The organism is Leptospira langatensis (genome assembly GCF_004770615.1).
GTDB classification, from domain to species: domain Bacteria; phylum Spirochaetota; class Leptospiria; order Leptospirales; family Leptospiraceae; genus Leptospira_B; species Leptospira_B langatensis.
Window position 1 is genome coordinate 30,470 of the sequence record NZ_RQER01000010.1, and the last position, 25,710, is coordinate 56,179.

Here is a 25,710-nt window from a genome sequence, read left to right on the forward strand (position 1 = left end):
GAAAAGAGTCGTCCTCTCCGATCGGATCGGAAGGAAATAAAGGTCCGGACCGATCCAATCGGACTTATTTGCTCTTTTTTTTGCGGATTTTACTGCGATATTCGGAAGGGGTGAATCCTGTTTCCTTTCGGAAAACGTCATTGAAAGTGGATTTGGAGCGAAATCCTGAGGAATACGCAATGGATAAGAGTACTCCCTGCGGGTCGGATTCTATCCTTTGTTTTGCTTCTTGTACCCTATATTCGTTCAGCAACTGGAAGAAATTCTTTTTCAGTTCGTTGTTCAGGTATTCCGAAAGTTGGTGAGTGCTGATCTTGAGTTTTTGGGCCAGATACGAAAGAGTCAGATCCTCCTGGAGATAGATCTTCTCCCGATCGAAAAGATTCTCTAGATTTTCTCGGATCTCTTCTAAATTTAGGCTAGTGAGTTGAGAGGCTTTGTATTTCTTTTCTTCCTCCACAACCTTTCTGACTTCCAGAAAGAATTCAGGGTAGCCTTGTCTTAATATATAGAGAGCACATAAGAAGATCCCGATCAAGGAGCCGACCCCTTCTAATCCTCTCGCGGAGCCGCTTAGTACGGAAACGAATCCGTAAAGAAGGATAAAAAGAGTAAAAGAAGCGACTCCAAGGATCGTTAGCATTCTGGGATCCTTATAAACTACTGAATATCTAACTTCCATAAAGAGTTTGGATAATATAGAGCCTAAGAACGCAAACATTACTCCCATAGCGCTGAGCACAGGGATCTTTAAGAATAAAGGCAGACCTGTAATTTGCATATTTTGTAAGAGCGAGATCTTTTCAGGACCGTTTGAAAGATAAAACGGAAGCATCCAGAGTAGGATCCCAAGCGCAGGAAGCGTTTTCAGATACAGTATCTTTTTAGATTGGGGAGGATTTCCCATGGCAAGAAGAAGATAACGTTCTAGAAAAGGTCCCATCAATGCGGAAACAGGAAGATGAGTCAAATACAGACCCGGAAAGAAGACGATCATTTTACATGTAAGTAAAAACGCGTGAGTTAGAAAGATCCCTACTAAAAAGAAAATGAAAGCGAGTAGGTTTTGTTTTTCTCCTCTGGGATTAGAAAAGATCTCCCCTAGGCTGAATAGAAATGCTAGTCCTAAAGAGAATGTCAGAAATAGAGAAGTAAAAGAAAAATTCACCATGTCAGATTAGATCTCTCCGATCCCGATCTTTTCCGCAGCCTTGCTGAGAGAAATATCGGCGGAGTATAATCTAGCGCTTCCTAAGGCGCAGCTTGCTAAGAGATGAGCGTCTATCCAGCCGATCCCATGTCCCGCCAAAGAATTTCTTTCGGAGAAGATCATGGCTTCCTGATGATTCGCTGTAGGAACTTCCAGCAATTGGGAATACTCGGTCAAGAAAGCGCCCTTATTCTTAAAATTTCCCAGGCTCAGTTCTCCTTCTATCATGGGATGACGGCGGACCATGCCTGAATGGAGCAGTTCAACTAGCTTCGGGTCCGATTTACGAAAATGATTGATCCAAACGGAAGTGTCTACCAGCACTCCGCTCATTTAACGCCTTTTCTGCGGGTCGGTCCTTCCGCTTTCGGATCGCTTCCTCCTAAAAGGGCCAGTCTCTCTGCGGATTTTTCCCGGATCAGTGCCCGTAAGCCTTCTTGCACCAAGCGGGTCTTTTCTTGGATGCCTGTATACATTTGAGCAGTATGGATCAGCTCGTCCGGAATATAAAGAGTGGTTTTGACAGCTATCATATATGGTATTATATGGTTAATATAGATGTAATGTCAAGCTCCAGGGGAGGAAAAGTGGTTCCGGAGAATGGAAATGGCTTCCTGCTTCTTCTCTATTCTATAAATTGGAAGAAGAGACAGAATTTTGAGGATCCTGTCCTTAACTTATGTCGCATTTGATGAATGGAAATCTTTTCGCCCTAATAAAAATCCCCCTTTCCAACCTGCTCCTTGCATAAATAATGCCATCTTCCTCGGCATCTTGGCTAAAACCTTGACCGGGGACCCTGGGTAAAAATACTGTGTATTTCTAGCTCCTCTCCCGGGAGCCGGGTAGCAAGACATGCCCTCTTAGCTCAGTGGTAGAGCACTTCCATGGTAAGGAAGGGGTCACCAGTTCAAGCCTGGTAGAGGGCTTAGTTCTAATAGGTCTGTAGTTTAATGGTAGAACAAGGATCTCCAAAGTCCTTGGTGGGAGTTCGATTCTCTCCAGACCTGGAGTTCTGCTCCGGGACTAGAATGTAAGAAGGATTTATTAAGTGAAGTTAGGCGCTTTTATACAAGAATGTAGAGAGGAACTGAAGAAAGTTCAGTGGCCGAACAGACAAGAAGTGATGCAATCCACCTTCGTAGTGTTGGGCACCGTATTATTTTTCTCCGCATTTCTTTTTCTTTCGGATACTGCGTTTGTAAAACTCCTGACCGGATTCTGGAATCTGTAAGGGCAGAGGACTGGTGTGGTAACAATGGGCGATTTGAAATGGTATGCGTTACAGACTTATTCCGGTCATGAGAATAAGGTCCAAAAAAATCTGGAGAAGCTAGTCCAACAGCGTAAGCTGGAGGAGAAGATTTCTCAAGTGCGTATTCCTACCATGGAAGTCGCCGAGATGAAGAACGGCAAGAAGAAGGTCACTAAGAAGAAACTCATGCCGGGTTACGTTCTTGTTGAGATGGATATGGACGAAGACCTTCGCTTCATGATCCAGAGTCTTCCTTCTGTTTCCACTTTTGTGGGGAGCAAAGACGGAGGACCGGAACCTCTTTCTGTTGACGAGGTGAAAAACCTTTTCGCGGAAACCGGAGAGTTCCAATCCGAGGAGCCGGTGACTCCTCGCTTATTGTTTAAAGTGGGAGATAGCCTGAAGATTATCGACGGGCCTTTCGCTAATTTTACCGGAGTCGTAGATGAGATCTTCCCTGATAAAGGAAGACTCAGAGTGAAAGTGGAGATCTTCGGTCGCTCCACTCCTGTGGAACTAGATTATCTACAGGTTAAAACCGAACCCTGACCGGTGGGAAACCGGGAGAAACAAATAAGGTGTTTCGCCAATGGCAGCAAAAAAAGTAGTAAAGCAGATCAAGCTCCAGGTTGAAGCCGGAAAGGCCAACCCTGCTCCTCCAGTCGGACCGGCTCTCGGTCAGGCAGGATTGAACATCATGGAGTTCTGCAAACAGTTCAACGAGAGATCTAAAAACCAAATGGGTTATAAGCTCCCCGTTGTGATCACAGTATTCTCCGACAGGAGTTTTACATTCATTACCAAGTCCCCTCCGGCAGCTCTACTTGTTAAGAAAGCGATCGGATTAGAGACTGGTTCCGCAACTCCTCATACTGTTAAGGTTGGGAAGATCACTCGCAAGCAATTAGAAGAAATTGCTAAAACCAAAATGGAAGACTTAAACGCAAACGATCTGGACGCAGCCGTTCAAATCATCGCGGGAACTTGTCGCTCCATGGGCGTTACGGTAGAGGGTTAATTATGAAACGCGGAAAGAAATATCGCGCAGCGAAAGAGAAAGTCGACGCAACAAAAGTGTATCCTATCGAGAAGGCTGTGGAACTTGCACAGGCTACTTCTTACACTAAGTTTGATGGAACGATAGAGATCTCTACCAAAGTAAATTATAAATCTCTACAGAACGTGAGAGGGACCATTTCCCTTCCTCACGGAACCGGTAAACTGGTTCGGGTCCTTGTTTTCTGCAAAGGAGACAAACAGAACGACGCGAAAAACGCAGGTGCGGAATTCGTGGGCGATATGGACTTGATCGAGAAAGTTGCCGGCGGTTGGACCGATTTCGACGCTTGCGTCGCTACTCCCGATATGATGAAGGAAGTAGGAAAGCTCGGACCGATCTTAGGACGCAAGGGTTTAATGCCTAAGCCTAAGGCCGGAACCGTGACTAACGACGTAGCGAAAGCGGTTGCAGAGTTAAAATCCGGACGTATCGAATATCGCCCAGACAAAGGCGGTGTGGTGCATCTTGGAGTGGGCAAGGTCAGTTTCGATCATACCAAACTCGTGGAAAACATTCGCACAGTAGTTCAAACTCTTCTCCGGGATAAACCTTCGGATGCTAAGGGTGATTATCTGAAAACTTTCTCCGTGTCTCCTACTATGGGAGCGGGCGTGAAAGTGGACGTTAAGGAACTGGTCAACACATCCATCTGAGGATGTAGTAGACGGGAGTAGGAACAATGCCCAGCCAGGAAAAATTTGAAGCAGTAGCCGAATTAAAAGGCAGATTAGAAAAACGTAGCGACTTCATCCTAGCCAGCTACAGCGGACTCACGGTGGCTGAGATCACCGACCTTCGTGCGAAGCTTCGCAAGGAAGGATCCGAGATGAAAGTGATCAAGAATAATCTCTTTCTTCTCGCGCTGAAAGAATCCGAGAAGCATAAGGATAAGAACATCGCTTTCGGTCCCGAATATCAGGGAACGCTAGCGGCAATTTTCTCAGACGCGAACCTTCCCAACGCGGCGAAGATCCTAAAAGAATACGCTAAGACGAATAAGAACCTTATTCTGAAAGCGGGATATTTAGACGGATCCGTTCTGAACGCGGAAGGAGTGGAAGCAATCGCAGGTCTTCCGTCAAGAGAGCAACTCTTGGCACAGATCGCAGGCGGTATCAACGGTCCGGCAAGAAGCATCGCTTCTGGTATGAACCAAATTATCGCAGGACTTGCAAGAGCTATCCAAGCTGTCGCAGAAAAGAACAACCAGTAAGAACAAATTTTAGTAAGTAGTTTAAAGGACCAAACGGAATCTAAGGAGCACAAAATGTCTACCACTGAAGCGTTATTAGAGCAACTCGGCAAACTTACCCTCGTGGAAGCAGCTGACCTAGTTAAAAAAATGGAGGAGAAGTTCGGAATTTCCGCAGCGGCTCCAGTAGCAGTTGCAGCTGCGGCACCAGCAGCTGGCGGAGCGGCAGCAGCAGATGAGCCTGCATCCTTCAACGTAATCTTGAAAGGCTTCGGAGACAAAAAAATCGAAGTTATTAAGGTTGTTCGCGAGATCACTGGTCTTGGCTTGAAAGAAGCTAAAGACTTAGTCGAAGCTGGCGGAAAATCCGTTAAAGAAGGCGTTGCGAAAGCAGAAGCTGACGATCTTAAAAAGAAATTAGAAGCTGTCGGCGCTCAAATCGAACTTAAGGCAGTCTAATCAGGGAACCGAGGCTTTGTCTCCTCGATATCTGATTACAATCCTTTCACTCAGGCAGGGAGGCCAGCGGACTTCCTTGCCTAATTGTATTTTCTCCGCTCGCGTAATTATTTTCCACAACCCTAGGGGGCAACACGAATGTACGGTCAAGTAGAGAGAAAACGGGTAAACTTCGGTAAGATCACCAATCTGGATTACCTTCCTAACTTGATTCAGATTCAGAAGAAGTCCTTCGACTGGTTTCTTCAATCGGAAGTTAAGGACCCCACCAAGAGAAAGAACCAAGGTTTAGAAGCGGTCTTCCGGGAAACATTCCCGATCGAAAGTCCAAACAACGACATGGTCATGGAATACAGCCACTATGTCCTGGGCGAAGCTAAGAAGAACCCTCAAGAATGCAAGGATACGGATGCGACCTTTGCACTTCCTTTAAAAGCAGTTATCCGACTCATTATCAAAGAAACCGGTGAGATTCGCGAGCAGGTCGTCTATATGGGCGATCTTCCTGTGATGACCGAGCAAGGTACTTTTATCATCAACGGAGCAGAGCGCGTGGTCGTGTCTCAGCTTCACCGTTCTCCTGGTATCTTCTTCTCCTATGACGAAGAAAGAGATACTTACTCTGCCAGAGTGATCCCGTATCGCGGATCCTGGTTGGAATTCGAGATGGACAATAAGGGGATCCTGGTTGCAAAGATCGACCGGAAGAAAAAATTCCCTGCTACTCTTCTTGTTAAGTCTCTGGGACACGGGACCAACGAAGAGATCCTGAGACTCTTCTATAAATCCTCTAAGGCGAAGATCGGCGGAGCTTCCTCCAAAGAATTGAAGCGTCTGATCGGACGCAGAGTGATCGCCGACGTGATCAATATGGAAACCGGAGAGGTTATGCTCGATGCCGGTTCCAAGATCAACGAAGACAATATCTCCATCCTAAAAGAGATGAAGGTGAAGGAAGTCGAACTGGTAGAATATCCTCGCGACAAGGATAATCCTGTTCTGGTCAACTGCTTGGAGAAAGACGGCGTTAACGATTACGAAGACGCTATCCTGAAATTCCATAGCATTATGAGACAGGGAGAACCTTCTACCATAGAGAATGCGGAAGCGGAACTGAACCGTCTCTTCTTCTCTCCTAAGACCTTTGATCTGGGAGATGTGGGCCGTTATAAGATCAATAGCAAATTCGAGTTCAATAACCCGAAAGAATTCTCAAGCGCTCACGAAAGAGTTCTAAGACCTGCAGATATCATCGAGACTGTTCGCTATCTTCTGAACCTGATCTCCGAAACGGAGAACTATTATCCGGACGATATCGACCACTTAGGAAACCGTCGTATCCGTTCCGTAGGCGAGCTCATCGCGAACCAATTGAAAGTTGGTTTCACTCGAGTAGAAAGAGTGATCAAGGAAAGAATGACTGTCCAAGAAGTGGGAACTCAAACTCCTCAGCTTCTGATCTCTATCAAGCCGATCACTGCAGTTATCAACGAGTTCTTCGGTTCCAGCCAATTGTCCCAGTTCATGGACCAGACAAACCCTCTGGCAGAGCTCACACACAAACGTCGTTTGAACGCGCTTGGACCTGGAGGTCTTTCCAGAGACAGAGCGGGATTCGAAGTGCGTGACGTTCACTATAGCCACTACGGCCGTATGTGCCCGATCGAGACTCCGGAAGGTCCAAACATCGGACTCATTCTTTCCATGTCTTCTTATGCAAGAGTGAACGATTACGGGTTCTTAGAAACTCCATATCGCACCGTTAAGAACAGCAAGGTCGGAAATCATATCGAGTATCTGACTGCGGATAAGGAAGAATATCATTCTATCGCAGTCTCTTCTTCTCCTGTGGATGAGAAAGGCGAGTTCAAGAGCAAACTGATCTCTACTCGTCACAGATCCGATTATCCGTTCCGCAGCCCGAATGAGATCCAGTACATGGACTTGACTCCTATGCAGGTGGTTTCGGTCTCTACGGCTCTGATTCCGTTCCTGGAACATGATGACGCGAACCGCGCACTCATGGGTTCCAACATGCAACGTCAGGCAGTTCCTCTTCTTCGCCAAGAGGCTCCTTATGTGGGAACTGGTATGGAAACCCGTGCCGCATATGACTCTCGTATTTGTATTATCTCCAGACATGACGGTGTTGTGAAATATGTAGATGCGGAGAAGGTGATCATTGAGCGTAAGGGAGGAAAAGAATCCGACACTTACGATCTCACCAAATTCAAGAAGACCAACCAAGGCACTTGTTTCAATCAAACTCCTGTTGTAGGAGTAGTTCATTCAGAGATCGACGGAAGAGTATCCAAGGTCAGCAAAGAGAAGATCGAAGTGACCGCGGATAACGGAAGCGTAAGAGAATACTCTCTTGTTTCCGGGATCAAGCAATACCAACCGATCGTAAATAACGGAGAAGAAGTTCGCAGAGGATCCACTCTTGCAGGACAGATCGTTCTGGGTGAGAGAATGGACGAGAACGGGAACATCCTCCAGAAGGGAACTGTTCTTGCGGACGGTCCAGCAGTGGACAACGGAACTCTCGCACTCGGACGTAACGTTCTTGTGGCTTTCATGCCTTGGGAAGGTTACAACTTCGAGGATGCGATCCTGATCTCCGAAAAAGTAGTTAAAGACGATATCTTCTCTTCTATCCATATCGAAGAGTTCGAGATCCAAGCTCGTGAGACCAAATTGGGACAAGAGCAGATCACTCGAGATATCCCGAATCTTTCCGACAAGGCATTCCGCGATCTAGATGAGACCGGTGTGATCCGAGTCGGAGCGGAAGTGAAACCGGGAGATATCCTGGTGGGAATGGTGACTCCAAAAGGAGAAACGGACCTCACTCCTGAATACAAACTTCTTCATTCCATCTTCGGAGAGAAGGCGAAAGAAGTAAGAGATTCTTCTCTTCGCATGCCGAACGGATTCGAAGGAACCGTAATCGATATCAAACGTTTCTCTCGTGAAAGAGGCGACGAACTTCCTGCGGGCGTTGAAGAAATGGTAAAAGTCTTCGTAGCTCGTAAGCGTAAGCTTCTCGTCGGAGATAAAATGGCAGGACGTCACGGTAACAAAGGTGTCGTCGCTCGCATCATGGCCGAAGAGGACATGCCTTATATGGAAGACGGTACTCCGATGGATATCGTGTTGAACCCATTAGGTGTTCCTTCTCGTATGAACCTGGGACAGATCTTCGAAACTCAGCTGGGACTTGCTGCAAGCAAACTCGGTATCAATTTCGAGACCCCGGTCTTCGACGGAGCAACCGAAGCAGACGTTGAGAAGTATTGCAAGGAAGCAAATCTTCCACTCAGCTCTAAATTCAAATTATACGACGGACGTACCGGATTACCTTTCATGAACGAGGTATTCTGCGGTTACATCTACATGTTGAAACTCGCTCACTTGGTGGACGACAAGATCCACGCTCGTTCTACCGGACCTTACTCCTTGGTTACTCAACAACCTCTGGGAGGAAAGGCTCAATTCGGTGGTCAGCGTTTGGGAGAGATGGAGGTCTGGGCTCTCGAAGCTTACGGCGCTTCTCATACTCTTCAGGAACTTCTTACCATCAAGTCGGACGATATGTTGGGAAGAGCTAGGATTTATGAAGCCATCGTCAAAGGGATCCATTCCATTAAACCTGGAATTCCGGAGTCCTTTAACGTATTGGTGCAGGAACTCAGGGGACTTGCATTGGATATCGTCATCACCGATTCGGAAGGTAACAGCGTTGATATCTCCGACTACGAGGACGAATATTCCAAGAGCAAGAAGAAGATCAAATTCGAGACAATCGAAAACGCCTAAGGGAAAGGTAGCATGAGATCCAATAACGACTTCGAATCAATCACAATCAGACTGGCATCTCCAGAAAGGATCAAAGAATGGTCTTACGGAGAGGTTAAAAAGCCGGAAACGATCAACTACCGTACTCTAAAACCGGAAAGAGACGGTCTCTTCTGCGAGAAAATTTTCGGGACCACAAAGGACTGGGAATGCTACTGCGGTAAGTTCAAGTCTATCCGTTATAAAGGTGTGGTTTGCGACAAATGCGGCGTCGAGGTAACTCACTCTAAAGTTCGTCGTGAGCGCATGGGTCATATCGAACTCGCTGCTCCTGTTTCTCATATCTGGTACTATCGTTCCGTTCCTTCCAGAATGGGACTTCTTCTGGACATGACGATCAATCAGCTCAAGAGCGTTCTCTACTTCGAGAAATACGTGATCATCGATCCGGCTGATACCGGAAGAAACCGCGGTGAGCTCATCGACGAAGAAGAATATCACGCCTACCTAGACGAATACGGCGACAAATTCGTAGCAGGTATCGGCGCAGATGCAATCAAAGAACTTCTCTCTCGTATCGACGTTGACGCAGAAGCTCGTATCATTCGTCAGAAAATCCAAGAGAAAGAAAAGATCTCCGATAAAAGGATCCTGAAACGTCTCGAAGTTCTCGAGGCTTTCCGCGATTCAGGAAACCGTCCAGAGTGGATGGTATTGGATGTGGTTCCTGTCATCCCTCCTGAACTTCGCCCAATGGTGCAGTTAGAAGGTGGACGTTTTGCTACTTCCGACTTGAACGACCTTTATCGCCGAGTCATCAACCGTAATAACCGTCTGAAACGCCTTCTCGCGTTAAAAGCTCCTGAGATCATCGTTCGTAACGAAAAACGTATGCTCCAAGAAGCGGTAGACGCGTTATTCGACAACAGCCGTCGCAAACGTACTGTTAAAGGAAAAGGAAACAGACCTCTAAAATCCATTTCAGACATGCTGAAAGGAAAACAAGGACGTTTCCGCCAAAACCTACTCGGTAAGCGTGTGGACTACTCCGGTCGTTCCGTGATCGTCGTCGGTCCCGAGCTGAAATACCATGAGATGGGTCTTCCTAAAAAGATGGCTCTCGAACTATTTAAGCCTTTTATAATGAAGCGTTTGGTGGATCTGGACCTGGCTCCGAACATCAAGTCAGCTAAGAAGAAGGTAGAAGCAGAAGAAAAAGAAGTCTTCGACGTTCTCGAAACGGTAGTGAAAGAACATCCGGTCATGTTGAACCGTGCTCCTACCCTTCACCGTTTAGGGATCCAAGCCTTCTTGCCAGTTCTGGTCGAAGGTAAAGCGATCAAGCTTCACCCTCTCGTTTGTCACGCGTTCAACGCGGACTTTGACGGGGACCAGATGGCGATCCACGTTCCACTGACTCCAAAGGCTCAGTTGGAAGTATGGATGCTCATGCTTTCTCCTCACAATATCCTGAACCCTGCAAACGGTCACCCGATCTGCGGACCTACTCAGGATATCGTACTCGGGATTTATTATCTAACTTCCGAGCTTCCTTCCGAGGCGGGAGTGCCTCTTAAGTCTTTCGCGAACCTGGACGAGGTTACTTACGCGATCGACAGAGGAGTGATCGAGTATAGAACTAAGATTTCCGTTCTTCACCAAGGAAAGATCCTGGAGACAACTGCGGGTCGTTTGATCTTCAACACCGTTCTTCCGGAAGGATATCCTTATGTGAACCGTGCTCTCTCTGATAAAGAGACCAACAGGATCATTGCGGAAGTGTACGAGAAATACGGGCCGGCTCAAACCGTTCTGATGCTGGACGATATCAAGAAATTAGGATATCGCTACGCTACTATCTTCAGCCCGACTATCTCTATCGAAGATATCAGAGTGTCTCCGGGTAAAGTTACTCTTGTTGGCGACGCTAACAAAGAAGTAGAAAGAGCCGACGGAGAATATCGTAAAGGTATTATCACGAACGAAGAACGTAAGAAAAAAGTGATCGAGATCTGGACTAAGACCAACGACCTCATCACTGATTCCATGTTCAAGGAATTGGAAAAAGACAAGGGTGGATATAACCCTGTCTTCATCATGGCTGCTTCCGGTGCGCGCGGATCTAAACAACAGATCCGTCAGCTGGCAGGGATGCGCGGTTTGATGGCGAAACCTTCCGGTGAGATCATCGAGCTTGCGATCCGCTCTAACTTCCGCGAGGGATTGAGCGTTCTTGAATTCTTCATCTCCACTCACGGTGCTCGTAAGGGTCTTGCGGATACCGCGTTAAAAACTGCGGATGCAGGTTACCTGACCCGTCGTTTGGTGGATATTTCCCAAGACGTGATCGTTTCCGAAGACGATTGCGGAACTGAAGAGCATATCACTCTCGGAACCGTGAAAGAAGGAGAGAACGTAATCGTTTCTCTCAGTGATCGCGTATTCGGACGTTATACGGCAGAAGACATTATCGACCCTGTTTCCGAAAGTGTGGTGTATCCGAAAGGAACCCTCGTGACTAGAGAAGTAGGACAGAAACTGGAGAACCTTGGTTACGAAAGGATCAAAGTTCGTTCTCCTCTTACCTGCGAATCCCGTTGGGGAATTTGTATTAAGTGCTACGGTATGGACATGGCTCGTCTGACTCCTGCGGAGATCGGAGAAGCTGTGGGAACTATCGCGGCTCAGTCCATCGGTCAGCCTGGAACCCAGTTGACGATGAGAACATTCCACATCGGTGGTGCCGCTTCCGCAAAAGTACAAGAGAAAGAGCACAAGGTAGGATACCGAGCGGTCGTAAATGCGATCAACGGTCGTACTTTACAAACTTCTGATAGAGGTTTGATCTTCACTCGTCGCGGATCCATCGTTGTCCAAAGATTGATCCAACAGTTCAACTCTTCCGAACTGACCAACCTTCGTGTTGAAAACGGTCAGAAAGTGGATAAAGGGGAGTTGGTTGCAACTCTTGCTTCCGGAGAGAACGTAACTTCCGAAGCTCCAGGAACCATTAAGATCGCAGACGGGATCTTTAGGATCTTAGGAGAAGAAGCAGTTGTTCCTGTGAAAACTGCAACCTCTCTAAACGTGAAAGTAGCGCAGATTACCGAGGCGAACCAAGCTTTGGGAGAATTTGACCCGTTCAACGAGATCGGAGTCTCCGAAGTAGAAGGAACTGCCGCTTGGGTGGATTTGGAAGTCGGTAAGAACGTACGACGCGATGAGGACGTAAAAACGTCTAACGTTAATTATAAAGTGATCGAACAGCGTAGGGAAAAATTGATCCCAAGGATCGTAGTATCTTCCGGCGGAAGCAAAGAAGAATATTTGGTTCCGGTGGATGCGATCATTTCCGTTCAAAACGGAGATAAGGTGAAGGCCGGGGACATTCTGTTCAAGATCCCGACTGTAGCCGAGAAAACCCGAGACATTACCGGAGGTCTTCCTCGTGTGGATGAACTCTTCGAGGCACGTCGCCCGAAAGATGCAACCACTCTGGCTGAGACTGACGGAAGGATCGAAGACAACGGCGAGATCGTAAAAGAAAAACGAGTTCTGTACATTGTTCCGGATAACGAAGAGCTGGATAAGGTAAAGGTTACCATCCCTATCGGTAAGCAGTTGCGCGTTCGTCACGGAGACTTCGTAAAACGCGGAGATCAGATGGACGACGGAAATCTGGATCCTCACGATATCTTGAGAGTAAAAGGTGTAACCGCGCTCCAAGTATATCTAGTGCAAGAGGTCCAAGAGGTTTACAGACTCCAAGGGGTGCATATCAACGATAAGCATATCGAGGTCGTTGTTCGCCAAATGATGCGTAAGGTCTTGATCACCGATTCCGGAGACACTTCCTTCGTGAACCAGCAGCAGGTAGACCGCTTCGCTTTCTTGGAAGAGAACAAGAGAGTGGTAGCAGAAGGTGGATCTCCTGCACAATGTGTTCCTATTCTTTTAGGTTTAACAAAAGCCTCTTTGAATACGGAGTCTTTCTTCTCCGCAGCTTCCTTCCAGGAAACTACGAAGGTTCTGACTGACGCCGCGATCAAAGGAAAAACGGATAACTTAATGGGACTTAAGGAGAATGTGATCATCGGTCACATGATCCCTGCGGGAACCGGAATGAGAAAATACCGCGATGTAGCGGTATTCAAAGAGACCTACGGGGATCTAGATCGTCCTCTGGAAGTGGAAGAAGAAGAAATTCCAATGGCCATACCGGAAGACAACGAGAATTAAAGGAAAGCTTTACAACAGAGCAGGTTGGGAAGAACTGGTAAAATAGGTCACCAGCCTGCTATAGAAAGAAGAAACTCATGCCAACAATTAGCCAACTTATACGCCACGGCAGGAAGAAACAGGTAAACAAATCCAAATCTCCTGCACTTAAAAGCAGTCCTCAAAGAAGAGGAGTGTGCACAAAGGTGACCACGTTCACCCCGAAAAAACCGAACTCGGCTCTTAGAAAAGTAGCAAGGGTTCGCTTAACCACCGGTATCGAAGTAACCGCTTATATTCCGGGTGAGGGACATAACCTACAAGAGCACAACGTGGTTCTGATCCGTGGTGGAAGGGTAAAAGACTTACCAGGGGTTCGTTATCATATTATCCGTGGTACCTTGGATACTCTAGGTATCGATAAACGTCGTAAGGGTCGTTCTAAATACGGAACGAAGAAACCTAAGGCGTAAGGGAGATTAGGGATGTCTAGAAGAAGAGGAAAAGTAGAGCCACGTAAGATCCAACCGGATTCAGTTTACGGAGACGTAAATATCGCTAAATTCATCAACTGCTTGATGCTGGATGGAAAGAAATCCGTAGCCGAATCATTGTTTTACGATGCACTGGAACTGATCCAGAAAAAGACCGGAAATGATCCTTATGTAACTTTCACCGAGGCATTGGAAAATGTAAAACCTCAAGTGGAAGTAAAATCTCGCCGTGTGGGTGGGGTTACTTACCAAGTTCCTATCGAAGTTCGTCCGGAAAGACGTCTTGCTTTAGGGATTAGATGGTTGATCCGTTATTCTAGAGATAGAAATGAAAAAGGCATGGCGAATAAGTTGGCTGCCGAGTTCATCGAAGCTCAGAAAGGTACCGGAGCTGCAATCAAGAAGAAAGAAGATATCCGTAAAATGGCAGATGCAAACAAAGCATTCAGCCACTATCGCTGGTAATCAGCATCTTTTTTCAACCGCCTTGGACTTTAAGGCGGAATTGCGATGGAAGGGATTCGAAAGAATCCCTTTTTTATTTTAGATGTTCTACGTTCTCCGAATTGAGATTCGATCGATCAATCCTCTTATTCAATATTTCTAATATATCTAGTCCAACGTGTAGAGAGTAGTGGCGTTTACTCTTCCTCGAAGAACGGACTTACCTACTTTTTTTACGGAATGTCTTGAGGACAGTTCGCCGAAAGTTTCTTCCGTAAACAGCATAGGCACTTTTGCCTTCTTGGTTAGCTTTTCCATTCTTGCGGCAACGTTTACTGTATCGCCTATAACAGTAGTGTTCATCCTTGTCTCGGTTCCTACGGTTCCTAAGACAACGGGGCCAGAGTGAATGCCTATCCCGATACGGATCCTTTCGTTTCCTTCTTTGGTAAACTTTTCGTTAAACCGTTCGAGCTCTTCTAACATTGCCTTTCCGGCAAGTACTGCATCCTCTCCTTTATGAAAGAGAGCCATGAGCCCGTCTCCGATGAACTTGTCGATAAAGCCGGAATGTTTCGTAACGATCGGTTCCATATGCGAGATATATCGGTTGAGATTGCGAAAGATCTCCGTAGAAGAGAGCTTTTCCGAGATAGAAGTAAACCCTCGGATGTCGGCAAATAATACCGTTAAATTCAGATTGGTCGCTTCTCCAGGATGAACGGTAGTTAGATCCGTCGATTTCAGTTCATTTAAGAATTGAGAAGGTACGAATTTGGAACTTGCATCCAATAGAGAACGAACTTTGTTCTGCGAGAAGACGAGTTCGGATATATCGCTTCGGATCCCTATGTATTCCTTGTTGGTCCCGTCGGGATTCTTGATGGGTATGATGGTAGTATTGACGATATATTTGCTTCCATCTTTCGCTCGGTTCTCCACGACCCCTTTCCAGATCTTACCTGCTTTGATCGTATCCCACATAAGCCGAAAGGCTTCCTTTGGCATATCAGGATGTCTCACTATGTTATGTGGCTTTCCGACTAATTCCTCTCTGCTGTATTTTGAGAGACGGCAGAATTCGTCGTTTGCGTAAGTGATCTTCCCGTGTAGATTTGTCATCGATACGATCGTACTTTTATCGATCGCATCCTTGTACTGGCTTAGAAGTTCCTCCAAGTCCGTTTTCTCTATAAACTCTTGGGTTTCGGATTCGATTTCCTGTTCCATACCGTGGTCTGCCTTCTACTTTAACTGTATTAAAAAGTTTCGCCAAACGTCAAGTATGTTGGGCCACGGGGGAGGGCTCAGAATAGAGACTTAAGTCAATTAGTTAATTTATTATTTCTTAATATTCGAATGAAGGTCCACATCGGTTGGTCTTGCCGAGTCAAGGGGATAGGATCAATATAATAACCGATAAGCGCCTGTTGTGCCCGCAGGGACGTCCGAAATCGGTTCGAATTTTAAGCCGGTCTCATGGGCATTTTCGAAGACGGACCGTATGGCAAAAATCTCTTTCGCTTCGGTTGTATATTCTCCCATTTTTTTAAAGACGTTTTTAGAAAAAAAGGGTAAGATCTGGCAAGGAGCGCCTAGATGAGATTCGTTTGCGAGCTAAGTTGGGAACAATGCCTTTTCGATCTACTTTTATATCAATTGAAAATGAACTTTGTGAGATACTATCCGATCGCGGGTCTCGCATTTCTTATCTTCTGGGTTTGGAAGAAGAACTATTTTCAGAGATTTCGGATCCAAGAGAATTTTCCTAAGAAAGACAGAGTGATCTTTGAGATCAAACAGTCTGCGGTGACCCTTCTTATGTTCTGCTCGATAGCAATCTCCGTCTTCGTTTTGAGAAGGTTGCATATTCTCCCGGTAAAGACGTACTCGGATATTTCTCTTTATGGCGGTTGGCCGTATTTGTTATTTAGTTTTGCCGTCCTTACTATTTGGCATGAGACTTGGTTTTACTGGTTCCATAGGTTCATGCACCATAAGAAAATTTATCCATTCGTGCATTCTGTGCATCATAGATCTACGAATCCTTCTCCTTTGGCCGCTTATAATTTTCATTGGTTGGAGGCGTTTATTGAAGGGGTGTATATTGTTCCGATTGTTTGCATTATACCGATATATGGGTATCTAATACTATTCCATACATTCTATGCGATGATCATGAATATCTGGTGGCATCTCGGGTATGAGTTCTTTCCTAAAGGATGGACGACTCATCCTTTATTAAAATGGTTGAATACTTCTACTCATCATAATTTGCATCACCAGAAATTTCATGGGAACTATAGTTTGTATTTCAATTTCTGGGATAGGATCATGGGCACGAATTTTTCGGATTATTCGGAAAAGTTCGAACAAGGAGTGGCTGCGAGAGCGCTCCGGAAATCGGATCCTTCGAATCCGGAGGTTTCTTGGCAAAAGTCCGCTTAAGATCTATTCCTGCACTCGGACCCTTAGGACCTGTCTTCTTAGTCGGATCTCTTCTTCAAAGGTCTTGGTCAATGTTTGGAATTTCTTATCCGTAAGATTCACTTTTTGCGTAAGTGTTTCGTAGAGACGATTGCTTCTTCCATCAGGAACGATAAAGGTAGGTTTCGTGTCCTTCTCCATATATGCGCGGAAGGAGACTACGTTTGCATCGTCATCTATGAGTAGGACAGATCCGCCGTGCGACTTCATGATCTCTATTGTGTCCACGACCCATCCTCCCGTATTGAATATCAGTTTATCTTGGATTTTCAGTCCTATATCTTGCGAAAGGGAAGCGAAGGGCTTATGAGTGTGCCCAAAGATAAAGGTATAATCCTTGGGAAAGGTTCTCTTTGTCTTCTTGCTTTCTTCTTCCCATTGGTGAGGGATTGTTTCGCCAAGATACGTATTCAGGTTCGTGATGACCTCTTCGCTTAATATATTGTCGGACATTCCTCTTTCGTCCTGTCCTACTTTCAAGACTATCTTCTTAAGCGTATTGCTGACAGGCCAATATAGTATCGATTTTAGAAACATATTCGTTTTGATCTTACTGAATATATAACTGGTTATGTTACTCGTTAATTTGCCCATTGCCTTTTCGTCTTGCAGCATATCGTAAAGAAGTCCGATGCCTTTTCCTACTTTTCCGGATCTTCCTAACGTGGACCAAAAGAAATCGATCCAAGCGAAGTTCTCTTTCTCAAGAACCGTGATCGATCTTGAATTAGGAACTACTGTGAAGGATTGGAATGGGTTTAAGTTCAGTAATCTCTGCCAGAAATTCGGCTTTGGTTTCGGCTTCTTTTTGTCCTCATCTATTTCGGGAAGAAGGATCCTTTGCATTGTGCTCATGAGAGCATATATGTTTTCTAGATAATTCCCGTGAGAAAGGAATACGGAATGATCCCCTTTCTTACTTACGATCTCATAGTTCGGATAGGCGATGACTGCTTTGCCTTTCTTTAGCTTCGCATTTCTTCTAAGGATGCCGGTTAACAAATGAGATTCTACGAAGTCAGGATCCACCATCTTGGTCGTATACCAAGCGTCTTCTATATACTGATTCGGTTTAAGGCTGGCAATATAGTCGATGTATTGTCTTTCTCTTGCGGTTTCCCAGAGATGGTGGTCGTGGTTACCGGGTATATAGAGTATTTTGTCAGAAAAGACTGGCTTCTTTTCTTTGTAGGCAACTTCTAAAAAACGTTCGAAGGTCATGGACGCTTCGTTGATATCACCTAACGCTAATTCCAGCACATCTCCTAATAGAATGAATTGAGGAGCGTTGCTTGCGCCGTTAACGCTTTGGACGATATTTTTTAAACAAGCCAACAGTTCTATCAGTGCGGGCGAAGTTTTTTGCGAATTTACTTTGAATTTATCCTCTCTCCGTACTGGATCCGGGAACTCTTCAATGTATGTGAGTAAACTGTTATATGCTCCGAAATGCACATCTGATATTACAACGTATTTGATTTTGCTAGCTGCCATTTGGGTTGTGAATCATTCGAAAAACGTTGATAAAATCAATTAATTATTGCTATTTTTAGGCAAATACTGCAAATAAGTAGATTTTTCGTCGATAGGGGTATCTTCTTGAAGTTATACGAAGCCATCGTTATAGGTACAGGGTTCGGCGGTTCGATTAACGCGTGCAGGCTTTCTAAAAAATGGCCTGGTAAGGTTTTGGTTCTCGAGCGTGGTAAGGAATATCCTATGGGATCTTTTCCTCGTTCCCCTGAAGGAATGTCTAAGAACTTTTGGAATGTTCCTGAAGAAGGTTCTATTCCCCGCTCTTCTCTATCTAAGAAAAGCGGACGTCAAACCGGACTATTCGATATTCGGAATTATCCTAAGTTAGACGTGGTCTTGTCTGCAGGATTAGGGGGAGGATCTCTGATCTATGCGAATGTTTTTTTGGAGCCTCCCGACCATATTTTCGACAATCGCTGGCCGGCTACCTGCAAGAAACGTAATTTAAAACCTTATTATAAGATCGTAAAAGATGTCTTGGGCTCTCGTCCTATTCCCGACAACGGTGAGGAAAGAAGAAGGGTCGTTAGAACCGAATTGTACGAGCAGTTCGCGGTCAAGGAGGCTCGCATTTCTAAGAGAGCGGACCTGAATGTCTTTTTCGGGAACGATTTTAAGAAGCCTACTCCGATCGGAGTTCAGGAAAAGAATCGTTTCGGAGCGGTCCAGACTTCCTGCACATATTGTGCTGAATGCGATGTGGGTTGCAATACGCATTCTAAAAACACGTTAGATCTGAACTATCTTTTCGTAGCGAAGAATGTAAACAAGGCAGAGATCCGTACGGAACATCTCGCTACTAGGATCGTTCCCTTAGGACCGAAAGGCCAAGAGGATCCGAACGCAAACGGAGAATACGGGTATAGAGTCCATATCCTGAATTTGCAAAACGGAGAGAGTAACGCAACCTTTGCGGATGCTAAGAGAGTGATCGTCTCTGCAGGTACTTTGGGAAGTACAGAACTTCTTCTGAGATGTAAGACCAAATACAAGACATTGCCTAAGGTCTCCGATAAAATCGGCACTCAATTCTCCGGGAACGGGGACTTTCTTTCCTTTACTGCGAAGGGCACAAAGCCTGCGGATCCGAATTATGGTCCTGTCATCACTCAATATACGGATTATAATCTATTCCAAGGCTTCGATTCTAAGAAAGCCTTCTTGTTAGAAGATGCAAGTTATCCTGTATTCGCTTCCTACTTCGTGTCCGGAGCCCTGCCGCTCATTTTCAGATTGAAATATATCTTTCATATTGTTCGGGAATTCTTCAAAAGTATTCTGGACGGAAAGATTTTCGGTAGGATCGGCTTTCTATTAACCGAGGCATTAAAGGGAGATCTTTCTTATACGTCTGCGGTGCTTCTCTGTATGGGGATCGATACTTCCGACGGAAAAATGTTTTTGGATAAGAAGGGAAATCTCCAGATCCAATGGCCTCAAAAAGAGAACCAAACACTTTATGATTCCATAATGGATGTGAATAAAAAATTCGCAAAATTCACGAATGCTGCGACTAGATTCCCGATGCCTACGTATTCTTGGCCGGTCCGGAATAATGTGACTGTGCATCCTTTAGGCGGTTGCGTTTTGGGTCCTTCTCCTGCTCAGGGAGTTTGTTCTTCTGAGTATAAGACTTTCGGTAAAGTGTTCGGTTACGAGGGTCTTTATGTTGCGGACGGTAGTCTTCTTCCTACTGCAGTGGGAGCGAATCCGTCGATGACGATCTCCGCTCTTTCCGAGATGGTAGCAGAGGGGATTACCGGTAAGAAACCGAGTTCTAGTTTAAAGTAGGGGGATCCATTGGCAACTGCGACTAAAAAGAAATCTTCAGCGCGTCCTAGTAAAACGCAAAAATTGAAGTTTGGACCGAAACCTCATCCGGTGAGCATTCAATTCACCGAAGAGATGAAAGGCTTTATTTCTCTTCCAGGCACTTCTTCTTATCAAGAAGACTATGAAGCCGGGAAAAAGGCCGGCAATTATCTCATGTTCCATCTCACGATCCGGATCCCTGATACCGAGTTCTTCGTATATGATCCGAATGAAACAGGCGAGGCTATCGGTTGGGTAGAATGTCAACCGTTAGGCGGAAGGTTCGAAGTAGAGAAGGGCGTCTTCAATCTATTCGTGGATTCCGGTAAGCCTTCTGCAAACGAGAAGCATATGAAGTATCGTTTGTTCTTGAAGAATAAATCCGGAAAAAAGATCACTCTGAGCGGATTTAAGAAAGTAGTGGACGACGGCCTCTTGAATATCTGGAGAGATACTTCTACCCTATACACTACCATGTATGAAGGATACGTGGAGGAGAAGGCGGAACCTAAGGCCACGATCATTGGAAAAGGTATATTAAGGATCCTTGAAAAAGATTTTATTAAGCAAATGACCACTATCCGTTCCAACGGAAGGACTTTCTCCGAAAGAAAGGAAGCGGTCATGAGATTCGGGGATCTATTCTTAGGAAATCTCTGGGAGATTTACGGTGCCCCGTTCCGAGGCGCAGAACCGGAACTGTGGAGAGAGAGGGACATTCCCGTATTTACTTTGGAAGGAGTGAAAGGAGCCAAGATCTCCCATCATCCTTTCGTTACGGAAGATAAGATCTCCGTAAGCCTAATGCGTTTTCAGAAGAAGGAAAGCAAGGATGTTGTCGTCTTGATGCACGGCCTTACCACTTCTACGGATATGTTCATTATGCCGGAGCATAAGAACCTAGTAACTTATCTCCATGAAAACGGATACGGAGACGTTTGGAGTTTCGATTGGCGGGGAAGTATGCGCTTCAGCTACAATCTCTTCCCGCATAGATACAATTTGGACGATATCGCGTTGTACGATGTTCCAGCAGCTTTGAAATTAGTTCGAGAAGCTGTCGGTCCCGGCAAGAGGATCCATTTCGTGGTTCATTGTGTTGGCTCCATCTCCTTCTTCATGAGCTTGTTTGCGGGAAAATTAGAAGGAGTCACTAGCGTTGTTTCAAATAGTGTTTCTTTAACCCCGAATGTACCTACTTGGTCCAGGATCAAATTGTCCTTCGCCCCTTTTCTTATGGAAGGTGTATTAAGGTTCCCGAATGTGAATCCTCGCTGGCATTATCTGCCGGGCTTCGCTTCGGGAAAGATCTTGGCAAAATTCGTGAGTCTATTCCATCACGAATGCGACGAGCCTGCCTGCCACATGTTGAGCCTGATGTGGGGGACCGGTTGGCCTGCTTGTTATGAGCATGAGAACCTTCCCGATATCACTCATAGAAGAGTGGGGGATCTGTTTGGGGCGACTTCTTTGAACTATTATAGGCATATCCGCAAGTCGGTGGGCCGTAAGTCCATGATCAAATACGAGCCTACGGATAAGAGATACGAAGCGCTTCCGAATACTTATCTGGATGGAGCCTCTAAGGTCAAGATCCCGATGTTGTTCATGACAGGGGATAAGAACAAGGTATTCAAGGATTCTAATATTATCGCTTTCAACACATTGAATCGTTTAAATCCGGGAAATAAGAATGAACTCTTTATTGCGAAGGGTTATGGTCACCAGGATACTTTGATGGGTAAGAAGAGCGATACGGATATCTTTCCGGAGATCGTGAAATTCTTAAGGAAGCATTCGTAACGCTCTTGGCGATCTAAGATCGAGCCGGATTATCGGCTCGACTCTTTTGCTATCACTGTTTTGGAAAGATAGAGGATCACGATTGCGGCAAATAGCATGTCCGCGAATACGATCCCAGCCATCCAAGCTTCGGATCGGATCACAAGGGTCATCATTCCCTTTACGAAGATCGGCAGAGAGAATAGATTCAAGACTATGATCCCGATTATAAAATTCCTTTTTCCGTGCTCGGCCGGGAACTCGAAGTTCTTTGTGAAAACATAAGCACCGATGGCCGAAAGGATTGCCTGGATCGCAAATCCTAAGAGAGGAGCAGCGGCGCTGATCCCTAATTCCGGATTAGATGGATCCAAGGATACGATTGGCCCAATGATTGGCGCGCTAGATAAAGGAAGGAGCTTTAAGTCGTGGTCGTGAACCAGTAGATCCAGAAACCAATGTCCGCTCGCTGCTAAAGCAACTGCAATATAACGTGTGGCTGAGGAGACTTTCAAAGACTTCAATAGGAAGAAGAATACGATCCCAATGAGGATCCCACCTACAAGAGAGTGAGAATACTGTTGGCTCAGTAGTTTCATATTTCCTATGTAAAGGAAGGGTAACTCTATCTTCATAAACTCTAAAGGAGGAGAGAAGCCGAAAGGATTCAGGTTTAATACGATCCAAACCAACTCTACTACTTCTGTAGAGATCAAAAGGATCCAAAGAGGAACGTCTTTGAATTTAGATTTCACTAAAAACGCAGATGATAAGTGTCCGATGCCAGTCATTGGTGACGAAAGATATTAAAAACAATATAATATGCAATAAATAATTTGCTTAAGTATGTAAAGTTTGAAAAATTTGGCCATGGAACACATACTTATAACGGGTGCGAATTCAGGAGTCGGACTTGCGTTAGCCGAAAAGCTGATCGAGCAAGGTTCCTTTGTATTCGGTAGCGTCCGTTCGAAAAGTCAGGGAGAGTCACTCTCTTCTAAATTTGGAAAATCATTCTATCCTTTATACTTCGATGTTACCGACGAGGATGCGATCGACAAAGCAGTAAAAGAAGTTGCGAAGGTGTTAAACGGAAAAGGGTTAAGTGCTCTTGTAAATAATGCTGGTGTAGTAGTTCCGGGGCCTCTCCTGGAAATGCCGGTCTCTTCCTTCAGAGATCAGTTGGAGATCAACTTGGTCGGTCCTTTTCTTATTTCTCAAAAATTCCTACCGTTGTTAGGCGCACAGAAGGATTGTAAGTTTCCTCCAGGAAGGATCATTAACGTGAGCTCATTAAGCGGAGTTCGGACCTTTCCTTTTTTATCGGCGTATTCTGTTTCGAAGCATGGACTGGAAGCCTTGACCAATGGGTTTCGCAGGGAGCTGAGTCTTTACGGGATCGACGCGATCTCCATTCTTCCGGGAGCGATTTTGACTCCCTTAACGGATAAGATCAACGACACAGTCCGAGATCTGGCTCCTCGTTCAGTATACAGAGACTCACTTTTAGCCTTTATTCGTTTAAACGAGAGGAAGGCGAACTCGGGAGTTCCCATGTCCAAGGTAGTCGACGCTATCATGCACGCTCTACGCAGTTCTCATCCGAAAACTCGATATTTTTTAAAAAGTAGTTTCCTTACCGATACCTTTTTGCCCAAATTCCTTCCGACCCGGATCTTCGATAAATTAATTTCAAAAGCATTAGGAATTCATGCTTAATATGACTCACTCTGCCCGCATACTCTTGCTTATTTTCCTGGCTCTGTTCTCTTCTCCTCTTTTGTCAGAGCCGGATACTTCTCCGGACATAGTTTTGACGGACGAGCAGGATCAATACGATATTCGTAACGCAGTTTCTTTCTTAGTGGATAAGGAAAAGAAACTCACCATTCAGGATGTCCTAAAAGCGGACCAGGATCATCAATTCCAAAAGTTCGGAAAGACGAACTTTGGTATTACAAATTTTGCATATTGGGTTCGCATCCCGGTCAAGAATAAGTCCCAAAGGGTCAGGAACTGGTATATGGAGATCAGTCATCCTGTTTTGGATCATGTGGACTTTTATATGCCTAGCGCATCCGGATATTCTCCTAAGTTTTCCGGAGATAAATTACCGTTTCACGAAAGAGAGATCAATCACCGGAATTTTATATTCGAATTGCCTTTCGGACATAACGAGAATGAAGCAGCGGAGGCCGTTTTTTATCTGAGAGTGGAATCAGAGAGTACGATTTCCCTTCCTCTTGAGATCCTAAGCGAGAAGACATTCGCGAACCGTAATTCCACGGAGCAGTTCGTATTCGGTCTTTATTACGGTTTGATCTTCGTGATGGCATTATACAATCTTTTCATCTTCTTCACTGTCCGGGATCTGAGTTATCTTTTTTACGTATTCTATATAGTCACTTTCGGACTTCTGCAGATGAGCCTAAATGGGATCGCGTTTCAGTTTATCTGGCCGAATTCCGTATGGTTGGCAAGCTACGCTCCCACCTTCCTCATTCCTCTCTTGCCTACTTTTGTGATCCTGTTCTCTAGATACTTTTTGATCACATTTGAGTATCTGCCTCGGATCGATAAGGTCCTTCTTCTGTTTAGTGCTATCGGGCTCGTACTGACCATTGTGTCCATATTCGTGAAGATCTCTTCCGTTTTGGGAATTCTCGCGGTATTTGCCATGCTGAATATTCCCCTGATATTGGGATGTGCGATCTATACATTAAGAAAAGGTTATAGACCGGCTATTTATTACCTTACTGCTTGGCTGACTCTCTTGCTTGGCGGGATCTTGTACGGACTCAAGGCATTTGGAGTGCTGCCGGATATCTTTTTGACGAATTACGGTCTCCAGATCGGTGCGGCGTTGGAAGTGATCCTTCTCTCTTTCGCACTCGCTTCTCGTATCAATATGATCAAGAAGGAGAAAGAAGAAGCCCAGGCTAAGACCTTAGAGATGCAAAAGATCCTTACGGAGTCCTATGCCAGATTCGTGCCTAAGGACTTCTTGGCGAGCCTTGGAAAAGAATCCATTTTAGATGTGCGATTGGGGGACCAGATCCAAAAAGAGATGGCAGTTCTCTTTAGCGATATTCGGTCTTTTACGACTTTATCCGAGCAAATGACCCCTGCCGAGAATTTTAACTTTATCAATTCGTATTTGAGTAGGATGAGCCCGATCATTCAGCGTCACAACGGTTTCATAGATAAGTTTATCGGCGACGCCATCATGGCTCTATTTCAAAGAAATGTAATAGATGCGGTTGCTGCGGGTGTGGATATGCAAAGATACCTGAAGGAATACAACGAGCATCGACATCGGCAGGGATACATTCCCATACAGATCGGAGTAGGAATCCATTCCGGTTCCTTGATGCTCGGAACGATCGGGGCCGAGGAGAGATTGGAAGGTACTGTGATCTCCGACACTGTGAACCTGGCTTCCAGGATAGAGAGTCTGACGAAGGTATACGGCTCTAGGATCGCAGTGAGTGAAAGCACAATTGAGGAAGTAAAGAAGGGAGGAAAGTTCAATTTCCGATTCTTGGATCGAGTGAAGGTAAAAGGGAAGCAGAAGCCTGTATCGGTCTACGAGGTCATAGACGGGGACGAACCGGAATACCAGGATCTGAAGATCAAGACCAGAGAACCGTACGAGAAAGGGGTGAAGGCGTTCTACGCTCATGCTTTCGACGAGGCAAAGGTCCAGTTCGAGAAAGTGATCTCCTTATTTCCGGACGATAAGGCAACTCAACTTTATTTAAAAAGACTTTATCCGGTCACACATTCGGCCAAAGCCATGGAAGAGATCGAAGAATGATTCTCAAGTAAGAGTCATCTGCTCCCTGGCCTGCATTGCTCTTTCACGTTTTTAAGAAATCTCTTATGTTCCGGAGAAGGAGGACATTTTCTTCTTTCCCAAGGAATATATACGTAAATCCTGCACACATACGTGGCTAACATTGT

Annotated in this window: 21 protein-coding genes and 2 tRNA genes; 17 read left to right on the forward strand and 6 right to left on the reverse strand. The window is 45.4% G+C overall.

Annotation, left to right across the window (positions count from 1 at the left end; all coding sequences use genetic code 11):
* Positions 1-64 precede the first annotated feature (64 nt).
* The 3 genes from EHO57_RS14385 to EHO57_RS14395 are packed head-to-tail and all read right to left on the reverse strand — an operon-like array spanning position 65 to position 1,743.
* Positions 65-1,171, reverse strand: coding sequence for a helix-turn-helix domain-containing protein (locus EHO57_RS14385; protein WP_135646020.1), 1,107 nt, complete (start codon positions 1,169-1,171; stop codon positions 65-67).
* 6 nt (positions 1,172-1,177) lie between these two features.
* Entirely contained in the window at positions 1,178-1,543 is a 366-nt protein-coding gene (locus tag EHO57_RS14390; protein WP_135646019.1) for a type II toxin-antitoxin system VapC family toxin, read from the reverse strand.
* Positions 1,540-1,743 (reverse strand): type II toxin-antitoxin system VapB family antitoxin, encoded by a 204-nt coding sequence (locus tag EHO57_RS14395; protein ID WP_135646018.1) that lies wholly within the window; start codon positions 1,741-1,743, stop codon positions 1,540-1,542. Before EHO57_RS14395 ends, EHO57_RS14390 begins: the two co-directional genes overlap by 4 nt.
* 324 nt (positions 1,744-2,067) lie before the next feature.
* Between EHO57_RS14395 and EHO57_RS14400 the strand changes: the two genes are divergently transcribed.
* From EHO57_RS14400 to rpsG, 12 genes are all read left to right on the forward strand, one after another.
* A tRNA-Thr gene (locus tag EHO57_RS14400) sits at positions 2,068-2,139 on the forward strand.
* 10 nt (positions 2,140-2,149) lie between these two features.
* Positions 2,150-2,220 (forward strand) — tRNA-Trp (locus EHO57_RS14405).
* Between the two features lie 41 nt (positions 2,221-2,261).
* Positions 2,262-2,444 carry a preprotein translocase subunit SecE gene (gene secE / locus EHO57_RS14410; protein ID WP_135585855.1) on the forward strand — a complete coding sequence of 61 codons (183 nt, stop codon included), beginning with the start codon at positions 2,262-2,264 and terminating at the stop codon, positions 2,442-2,444.
* 24 nt (positions 2,445-2,468) lie between these two features.
* On the forward strand, positions 2,469-3,014 hold the full coding sequence (nusG, locus tag EHO57_RS14415; RefSeq protein WP_135646017.1) for a transcription termination/antitermination protein NusG: 546 nt from the start codon (positions 2,469-2,471) through the stop codon (positions 3,012-3,014).
* Between the two features lie 40 nt (positions 3,015-3,054).
* Complete coding sequence (rplK, locus tag EHO57_RS14420) at positions 3,055-3,483, forward strand: 50S ribosomal protein L11 (RefSeq protein WP_020770515.1); 429 nt, start codon at positions 3,055-3,057, stop codon at positions 3,481-3,483.
* Positions 3,484-3,485: 2 nt separating this feature from the next.
* A complete protein-coding gene (rplA, locus tag EHO57_RS14425; RefSeq protein ID WP_135646015.1) occupies positions 3,486-4,178 on the forward strand; it encodes a 50S ribosomal protein L1 in 693 nt (230 codons plus the stop codon).
* A gap of 26 nt (positions 4,179-4,204) precedes the next feature.
* Positions 4,205-4,738 carry a 50S ribosomal protein L10 gene (rplJ, locus tag EHO57_RS14430; protein WP_135646014.1) on the forward strand — a complete coding sequence of 178 codons (534 nt, stop codon included), beginning with the start codon at positions 4,205-4,207 and terminating at the stop codon, positions 4,736-4,738.
* 54 nt (positions 4,739-4,792) lie between these two features.
* On the forward strand, positions 4,793-5,176 hold the full coding sequence (gene rplL / locus EHO57_RS14435) for a 50S ribosomal protein L7/L12 (RefSeq protein ID WP_135585865.1): 384 nt from the start codon (positions 4,793-4,795) through the stop codon (positions 5,174-5,176).
* 138 nt (positions 5,177-5,314) lie between these two features.
* A complete protein-coding gene (rpoB, locus tag EHO57_RS14440) occupies positions 5,315-8,995 on the forward strand; it encodes a DNA-directed RNA polymerase subunit beta (RefSeq protein ID WP_135646013.1) in 3,681 nt (1,226 codons plus the stop codon).
* Between the two features lie 12 nt (positions 8,996-9,007).
* The gene (rpoC, locus tag EHO57_RS14445; protein WP_135646012.1) at positions 9,008-13,213 is read left to right on the forward strand and encodes a DNA-directed RNA polymerase subunit beta'; all 4,206 of its coding nucleotides are present in this window, start codon (positions 9,008-9,010) and stop codon (positions 13,211-13,213) included.
* Between the two features lie 77 nt (positions 13,214-13,290).
* Positions 13,291-13,665 (forward strand): 30S ribosomal protein S12, encoded by a 375-nt coding sequence (gene rpsL / locus EHO57_RS14450; RefSeq protein ID WP_135646011.1) that lies wholly within the window; start codon positions 13,291-13,293, stop codon positions 13,663-13,665.
* Between the two features lie 12 nt (positions 13,666-13,677).
* Positions 13,678-14,151 carry a 30S ribosomal protein S7 gene (gene rpsG / locus EHO57_RS14455; RefSeq protein WP_135646010.1) on the forward strand — a complete coding sequence of 158 codons (474 nt, stop codon included), beginning with the start codon at positions 13,678-13,680 and terminating at the stop codon, positions 14,149-14,151.
* A gap of 147 nt (positions 14,152-14,298) precedes the next feature.
* Here the strand turns inward: rpsG and EHO57_RS14460 are convergent, their stop codons facing one another.
* The gene (locus EHO57_RS14460; RefSeq protein WP_135646009.1) at positions 14,299-15,360 is read right to left on the reverse strand and encodes an adenylate/guanylate cyclase domain-containing protein; all 1,062 of its coding nucleotides are present in this window, start codon (positions 15,358-15,360) and stop codon (positions 14,299-14,301) included.
* 369 nt (positions 15,361-15,729) lie between these two features.
* Between EHO57_RS14460 and EHO57_RS14465 the strand changes: the two genes are divergently transcribed.
* A complete protein-coding gene (locus tag EHO57_RS14465; protein WP_135646008.1) occupies positions 15,730-16,578 on the forward strand; it encodes a sterol desaturase family protein in 849 nt (282 codons plus the stop codon).
* 3 nt (positions 16,579-16,581) lie between these two features.
* On the opposite strand, the gene EHO57_RS14470 is transcribed toward EHO57_RS14465, so the two are convergent.
* Positions 16,582-18,111 carry a metallophosphoesterase gene (locus tag EHO57_RS14470; RefSeq protein ID WP_135646007.1) on the reverse strand — a complete coding sequence of 510 codons (1,530 nt, stop codon included), beginning with the start codon at positions 18,109-18,111 and terminating at the stop codon, positions 16,582-16,584.
* Positions 18,112-18,216: 105 nt separating this feature from the next.
* Between EHO57_RS14470 and EHO57_RS14475 the strand changes: the two genes are divergently transcribed.
* The gene (locus EHO57_RS14475) at positions 18,217-19,944 is read left to right on the forward strand and encodes a GMC oxidoreductase (RefSeq protein ID WP_135646006.1); all 1,728 of its coding nucleotides are present in this window, start codon (positions 18,217-18,219) and stop codon (positions 19,942-19,944) included.
* A gap of 9 nt (positions 19,945-19,953) precedes the next feature.
* Positions 19,954-21,768 (forward strand): alpha/beta hydrolase, encoded by a 1,815-nt coding sequence (locus tag EHO57_RS14480; protein WP_135646005.1) that lies wholly within the window; start codon positions 19,954-19,956, stop codon positions 21,766-21,768.
* Between the two features lie 29 nt (positions 21,769-21,797).
* Here the strand turns inward: EHO57_RS14480 and EHO57_RS14485 are convergent, their stop codons facing one another.
* Complete coding sequence (locus EHO57_RS14485) at positions 21,798-22,502, reverse strand: hypothetical protein (RefSeq protein ID WP_246050708.1); 705 nt, start codon at positions 22,500-22,502, stop codon at positions 21,798-21,800.
* A 115-nt stretch (positions 22,503-22,617) separates the two neighbouring features.
* Between EHO57_RS14485 and EHO57_RS14490 the strand changes: the two genes are divergently transcribed.
* Together EHO57_RS14490 and EHO57_RS14495 are read left to right on the forward strand one after the other, a co-directional pair.
* The gene (locus EHO57_RS14490) at positions 22,618-23,466 is read left to right on the forward strand and encodes an SDR family NAD(P)-dependent oxidoreductase (protein ID WP_135646003.1); all 849 of its coding nucleotides are present in this window, start codon (positions 22,618-22,620) and stop codon (positions 23,464-23,466) included.
* A gap of 1 nt (position 23,467) precedes the next feature.
* A complete protein-coding gene (locus EHO57_RS14495; protein WP_135646002.1) occupies positions 23,468-25,564 on the forward strand; it encodes a 7TM diverse intracellular signaling domain-containing protein in 2,097 nt (698 codons plus the stop codon).
* Positions 25,565-25,710 lie beyond the last annotated feature (146 nt).